This window comes from Streptomyces sp. WM4235, from assembly GCF_001279725.1.
Taxonomy (GTDB): Bacteria; Actinomycetota; Actinomycetes; order Streptomycetales; family Streptomycetaceae; genus Streptomyces.
Map to the genome: position 1 here is coordinate 25702 of NZ_LGDE01000443.1, position 6030 is coordinate 31731.

Below are 6030 nucleotides of genomic sequence, written 5' to 3' on the forward strand. Positions count from 1 at the left end.
TCCGGTCGAAAGGTTGCGGTTCGTCGGTTCGCCCTGGTCGCAGGCCCGCGAAATCGGCTGTGTGGCACGGCCGGGGCCGTGGGACGATCCGGGCGGCAATCGAGAGAACCGGGTGGGGACATGGGCAGGATGCACGCGGACGAGGCGGAGATCGACGCTGATCTGGTACGGGGCCTGCTGCGCGCCCAGTTCCCCCGGTGGGCGGACCTGCCGATCACCCGCCTCGCGTCGGGGGGCACGGTCAACGCGATCTACCGGCTCGGCGACGACCTGACCGTCCGACTGCCGCTGCGCCCCGGCGGCGCCGAGGCCATCGTGACGGAAGCACGGCTGCTCCCCCGGCTGGCGCCGCTGCTGCCGCTGCCGATCCCGGAGGTGGTCGCGACCGGCGCCCCGGGTGAGGGCTACCCCTTGAGCTGGGCGGTGCACCGGTGGATCGAGGGCCGCAGCCCTGTCGAGGGCGTCTTGGCGGAACCCGAGTCCGTGGCCCGGGACCTCGCCCGGTTCGCGGTCGCGTTCCGCGGGATCGCACTCCCCGACGGCCCGCCCGCGCACCGCGGCGCGTCCTTGATCAGCGAGGACCGGGACGTGCGGGGGGCGATCGAGGAGCTGCGCCGTACCGACGAACCCTTCGACGTCGAGGAGATCACCGCGGCCTGGGAGGAGGCCCTCGCGGCACCTCTGTGGACGGGCCCGGCCCGCTGGACGCACTGCGACCTCATGCCGAGCAATCTGCTGCTGGACGGTGACCGCGTCTCGGCCGTCATCGACTTCGGCACCGTGGGCCTGGGAGAGCCGGCCACCGACCTCATCCCCGCCTGGAATCTGCTGCCCGCCTCGGCTCGACGGGTGTACCGCGACGTGGTGGACGTGGACGAGGCGACCTGGGCCCGCGGCCGGGGCTGGGCGCTGTCCATGGCGGTCATCCAGCTGCCGTACTACCGCAGGACCAACCCGATCATCTCGGCCAATGCCCGGCACGTCATCCGGGAGGTCCTCGGATCCCGCGGGTGAGACCCGGGGAGCCTGCGCCCCGGGGCCCGTGCGTCCGCTCAAGCGGCACACACCTCGACCCACGTCCCGACCCACGCCCCGACCATGCCCCGGGCTGACCACCAGCCGTCTTGAACATGTTCAACGAACCCCGTAGGGTCACGGTCATGAGTTGAACGCGTTCAAGCGTTCAGTGCTCCGCGCGTTCGGCGCGGCCGGAGGGGGTCCGCGATGACGGTGCTGGTGAATCTGATCGTCACCCTGGGCATGCTGGGGATCGTTCCCGCAGGCCTGCGTCTGATCGATCCGGTGGGGCCGCACCGGATCGCCCGGCTGTGGCCGTTCCTCGCCGTTCCCGGGGCGGTGTGCCTGTGGCTCCCGCGCGGAGCCCTCGCCACCGTGCTCGCCGGCCTCTACGCCGCCGCCACCCTGGTCCTCGCGGCACAGGCCCCGGCCCGGCTGCTGCGGACACGCTCGCTCGCCCCGGCCGAGATCGCCGTGCTGACCGCGCTCGTCGCGCCCTCGGTGGCCGCGACGGCCCTGGTCGCCGAACGCGGCGGACACCGTCTGTTCGGCTTCGACCTCGACATCCTGGCGCTGACCGTCCCGCACTTCCACTTCGCCGGTTTCGCCTCCGCGCTGGTCGCCGGGCTGGTGTGCCGGGCCGCCCCTTCCTCCGCCGGCGGCCTCTCGCGCGCGGCGGCGTACAGCGTCCCGGCCGGCACGCTCCTCGTGCTCCTCGGCTACTTCGTCGACGACTGGGCCGAGCTGGTGGGCGCCGCGGTCCTGACCGGCGGGATGTGGGCGGTGGCCGTGCTGACCTGGCGGGAGATCCGTCCGCGGGCCCGCGGACGTGTCACGGGCGCGCTGCTGTCGACCTCGGCCGCGGTCCTGGTGGCCACCATGCTGCTCGCCCTGTGGTGGGCCCTCGGCGAGGCCACCGGCATCACCCACCCCACCCTGACCTGGATGGCCGCCACCCACGGCCTCGGCAACGCCCTCGGATTCGCCCTCTGCTCGATGCTCGCCTGGCACCGGCTGGGCCCCGACCTGACGGAGAAGACACCATGACCCGACTCTTCAGCCCCGACCGAGACACCGTCAACTACCCCGAGGCGGGCGCCACCGCCCTTCGACCGCTGCCGGCCGGATACGACCACCTGGAGTACCGCGTCCGGATCGGGCACGGCCGGCCCGACCTGGAAGCGGCCGGCGCCGCGGTCACCACCCTCCGGGCGCACCGCGCCTCGGGGATGCGCGTGGCCACGGACCAGGAGGGCCCCCTGCTTCCCGGCCGGCGGGTGGAGGTCGGCATCGGCATCGGACCGCTGCGCGTCACCGCTCCGTGCCAGGTGATCTGGACGGCGTACGAGCCCGACCGCATCGGTTTCGCGTACGGGACGCTGAAGGGCCACCCCGAGTGCGGCGAGGAGTCCTTCGTCGTGGACATGGACGCCGACGGCGGCGTGTGGTTCACGGTGACCGCCTTCAGCCGGCCCGGCTGCTGGTACACCCGTCTCGCGGGCCCGGCGGTACCGGTCCTGCAACGCGCCTACGCCCGGCTGCTGGGTCACACGCTGCGCGCAGTGGTGCGGGCCGGCTGACGTCGGAGCCGTGGACCGTCTCCGGCGGGCGGGAGCGGTGGCCGCGCGTTCCGTCGGGAGCGGTGGGCGCGCGTTCGTATCGGGAGCGGTGGCCGCGCGTTCCGTCGGGAGCGGTGGGCGCGCGTTTGTATCGGGCGGGTATCAGGGAGCGCTTGGTCGCCCATCAGTCCGGCGCGGCGAACGCCCCCGCGGGGGCTCGCGTAGGGACGGTCCGCCCCGGCGGCCGGGCACTCCCACCCCACCTGATCTGCGTGTTCTTGGATCGCGGAGGCTCTTTCGGGTGGGTGCGTCCGCGGCCCGCGCCGCGGACACCACCCCGTACGGCTGCCGTATCGTTCCTTTCGGATCGTCGGCGGCGCGTGAGCGCGCCCGGGTCCGATGCCCCGCCCGGACCGTTTCAACAGGAGTCGTCCCCGTGTCCTCGTCCGCCTCGGCTCCGACCTCCGCGCGCCTCGCTCGCGTGTTGCTGGTGGAGGACGACGACCTGATGCGCCGGTCCTTCACCGTCGCCCTCGAACGCTACGGCTACCGGATGCAGGCCGCGTCCGACGGCCTCGCCGCGCTGGAGCTCCTGCGCGAGGAGAGCTTCGACCTGCTGATCCTGGACGTGATGCTGCCCGGTCTCGACGGGATCGGGCTGTGCCGCAGGATCCGGGAGACCAGCCTCGTGCCGATCCTGATGATGTCCGCCCGCGGCGAAGGCCTCGACGTGGTCGCCGGGCTGGAGGCCGGCGCGGACGACTACGTCGTCAAGCCGGTGGAGACCTCCGTTCTGGTGGCGCGCATCCGATCGCTGCTGCGGCGGGCGACCTACGCTCCCGCCCCCGGGCCCGCGTGCGCGACGGGCGGGGAGCCGCCCGCGTCCGAGGCGGACCGGGACCGGCTGTTCTTCGGGGACCTCTCCATCGACACCGGCGGCCTGGAGGTGTTCGTCTCCGGGCGCCCGGTGGCGCTCACCCCGACCGAACTGAAACTCCTGCTGGAGTTCGCCGCCCACCCGGGCATCGTGCTGGAGCGGCACACCCTGCTGCGCGACGTCTGGGACTACGGCTGGGACGGCGACAGCCGGGTCGTCGACCTGTGCGTGCAGCGGCTGCGCAGGAAGCTGGGGCGGGACCGGATCGAGACGGTCCGCGGCTTCGGCTACAAGCTCAGGCGCTGAGCACGGTGCGCCCGTTCCCCCGGCCGCGCCCGGTCCGCGCGTCCCTGCGTCGGAAGATCGCGGCGCTGGCCGCGGCCACGGCCTGCCTCGTCGCCGCGGCCGTGGGCGTACTGGTCCACCTGTGGACCGCGCAGGACATCCGCGGCCGAGCCGAGGCGCGGGCGTTCAACGGCGTGTACTCGGCCATGGACGTCTACCAGCGCACCGGAACGCTCGCCGACGGCGCCGAACTCGACCCCGCCGAGCTGCCCGCCGCCCTGCGCCACCCGGCCGACGGCGCCCGGCACACCGCCTACGACGGCCGCGTCGACGCCAACGTCGGGCCGACCGTCTGGGCCGCCCAGCGGGTCGGCGGCCCGGACAGTCCGGTGCTCGCCATGCGCGTCAACATGAGCGGCGAGCTCCACGGGCTGCGCCGCCTCGACGTGAGCATGGCGGTGGCCTCGCTCGTCGCGCTGGCCGCGGCCGTCCCCCTGGCGGTGTACGGGGCCGGGCTGCTCGGCCGCAGGCTGCGGCGGGTCTCCGAGACCGCGGGCCGGATCGCCGCCGGGGACCTCGACGCCCGGACCGGGTCCGTCAAGGGCGGTGACGAGGTGGCCGACATCGCCGCCACCGTCGACCTGATGGCCGACAGCCTCTCCCGACGGCTGCGCAACGAGCGGCAGTTCACCGCGGACGTGGCCCACGAGCTGCGCACGCCCGTCGGCGGTCTGCTGGCCGCGGCCGACCTGTTGCCGGCCGGCGGGACGGAGGATCTGCTGCGGGCGCGCGTACGCGATCTGCGCGGCCTGATCGAGGACCTGCTGGAGATCTCCCGGCTGGACGCCGGCGCCGAACAGCCGGTCCGCGCCCATGTGCCGCTCGGCGCGGTCGTCCGCGACGCCGTGGCGCGCACGGGATGCGTCGCCACGGTCACCGTCGAGGACACTCCGGGCACGGAGGGAACGTCGGCCACCGAGGGAGCGGCGACCGTGGAAACCGATCCGCGCCGTCTCGAACGGATCGTCGGCAACCTCGTCGTCAACGCCCACCGGCACGGGGGCACACCTGTCGAGGTCACCGTCGAGGGCCGGACCGTCGTCGTGCGCGACCGCGGCCCCGGTTTCCCGGCCGAGCTGCTGCGCGACGGTCCGCGACGTTTCCACACGGGCGCGGCGGAACGGGGCTCGGGCCACGGACTGGGCCTGACCATCGCCCGGGGGCAGGCCCGGGTGCTGGGCGCCGAGTTGCACCTGGGCAACGCCCCGGAAGGCGGCGCCGTCGCCACGCTGCGCCTGCCGGCCCGACCCGCCTGACCACCCGTCACACGGAACCGCTACGAAGTGGCGCGGCCACCGATACACGACGGACGACACGCCGATACGTTCCCCGGACACCCTTCGAAGTGCCCCCACCGGTACCCGAAGAGGAGTCCATCGTGACCGCCGAGCACCTGTCCCCGTACGCGCCGAACCCGACGGTGGGGATCGCGGCCGCCACCGTCGGCGTCTCCAAGGTCCACGGCAGCGGCGACACCCGTGTCGTCGCCCTGGACGACGTCAGCCTCGCCTTCCGGGAGGGCGAGTTCACCGCGATCATGGGCCCGTCCGGCTGCGGCAAGTCCACGTTGATGCACTGCGCCGCCGGCCTCGATTCGGTCACCTCGGGATCGGTCCGCGTCGGCACCACCGAACTGGGCACGCTGAACGACCGGCGACTCACCGCCCTGCGCCGGGACCGGATCGGCTTCGTCTTCCAGGCCTTCAACCTGCTGCCGACGCTGACCGCGCTGGAGAACATCACGCTGCCGCTGAGCATCGCCGGGCGCCGCCCCGACCGGCAGTGGCTGGACCGGGTGGTCTCCATGGTCGGCCTGGCCCAGCGGCTCGGCCACCGCCCCGGGCAGTTGTCCGGCGGACAACAGCAACGTGTCGCCGTGGCCCGCGCGCTGGTCTCGCGCCCCGCGATCGTCTTCGCGGACGAGCCCACCGGCAACCTCGACTCCCGCGCCGGGGCCGAGGTCCTCGGCTTCCTGCGCGACTCGGTGCGCGAACTCGGCCAGAGCGTGGTCATGGTGACCCACGACCCCGTGGCCGCCGGGTTCGCCGACCGTGTGGTGTTCCTCTCGGACGGCCGCCTGGTCGACGAGATGGCGCGCCCCACGCCGGAGCGGGTCCTGGACCGGATGAAGGCCTTCGACACCCGCACCCGTACCGGCTGACCGGCCCGGCGCCGCGGCGCCGTGCCCGTTCCTCCCTCCCCTCCCCCCCCCCCCCACCCCGCCCCCCCCCA

At 74.0% G+C, this 6030-nt stretch carries 6 protein-coding genes; all 6 read left to right on the forward strand.

All coding sequences use genetic code 11. The annotated features are described in order from the left end of the window. Nucleotides 1-129: 129 nt before the first annotated feature. The 6 genes from ADK55_RS29750 to ADK55_RS29775 all read left to right on the forward strand — a co-directional run bounded on the left by ADK55_RS29750 (nucleotide 130) and on the right by ADK55_RS29775 (nucleotide 5959). Nucleotides 130-1014, forward strand: coding sequence for an aminoglycoside phosphotransferase family protein (locus ADK55_RS29750; protein WP_199826662.1), 885 nt, complete (start codon nucleotides 130-132; stop codon nucleotides 1012-1014). Between the two features lie 210 nt (nucleotides 1015-1224). Then, the gene (locus tag ADK55_RS29755; protein WP_053683013.1) at nucleotides 1225-2064 is read left to right on the forward strand and encodes a YndJ family protein; all 840 of its coding nucleotides are present in this window, start codon (nucleotides 1225-1227) and stop codon (nucleotides 2062-2064) included. Further along, entirely contained in the window at nucleotides 2061-2597 is a 537-nt protein-coding gene (locus tag ADK55_RS29760; protein ID WP_053683014.1) for a DUF1990 family protein, read from the forward strand. The genes ADK55_RS29755 and ADK55_RS29760 overlap by 4 nt, the downstream gene beginning before the upstream one ends. Before the next feature lie 487 nt (nucleotides 2598-3084). After that, the gene (locus tag ADK55_RS29765; protein WP_234350309.1) at nucleotides 3085-3759 is read left to right on the forward strand and encodes a response regulator transcription factor; all 675 of its coding nucleotides are present in this window, start codon (nucleotides 3085-3087) and stop codon (nucleotides 3757-3759) included. Between the two features lie 5 nt (nucleotides 3760-3764). Further along, nucleotides 3765-5054, forward strand: coding sequence for a sensor histidine kinase (locus tag ADK55_RS29770; RefSeq protein ID WP_053683019.1), 1290 nt, complete (start codon nucleotides 3765-3767; stop codon nucleotides 5052-5054). Nucleotides 5055-5191: 137 nt separating this feature from the next. Next, nucleotides 5192-5959 (forward strand): ABC transporter ATP-binding protein, encoded by a 768-nt coding sequence (locus ADK55_RS29775; RefSeq protein WP_107089346.1) that lies wholly within the window; start codon nucleotides 5192-5194, stop codon nucleotides 5957-5959. Nucleotides 5960-6030 lie beyond the last annotated feature (71 nt).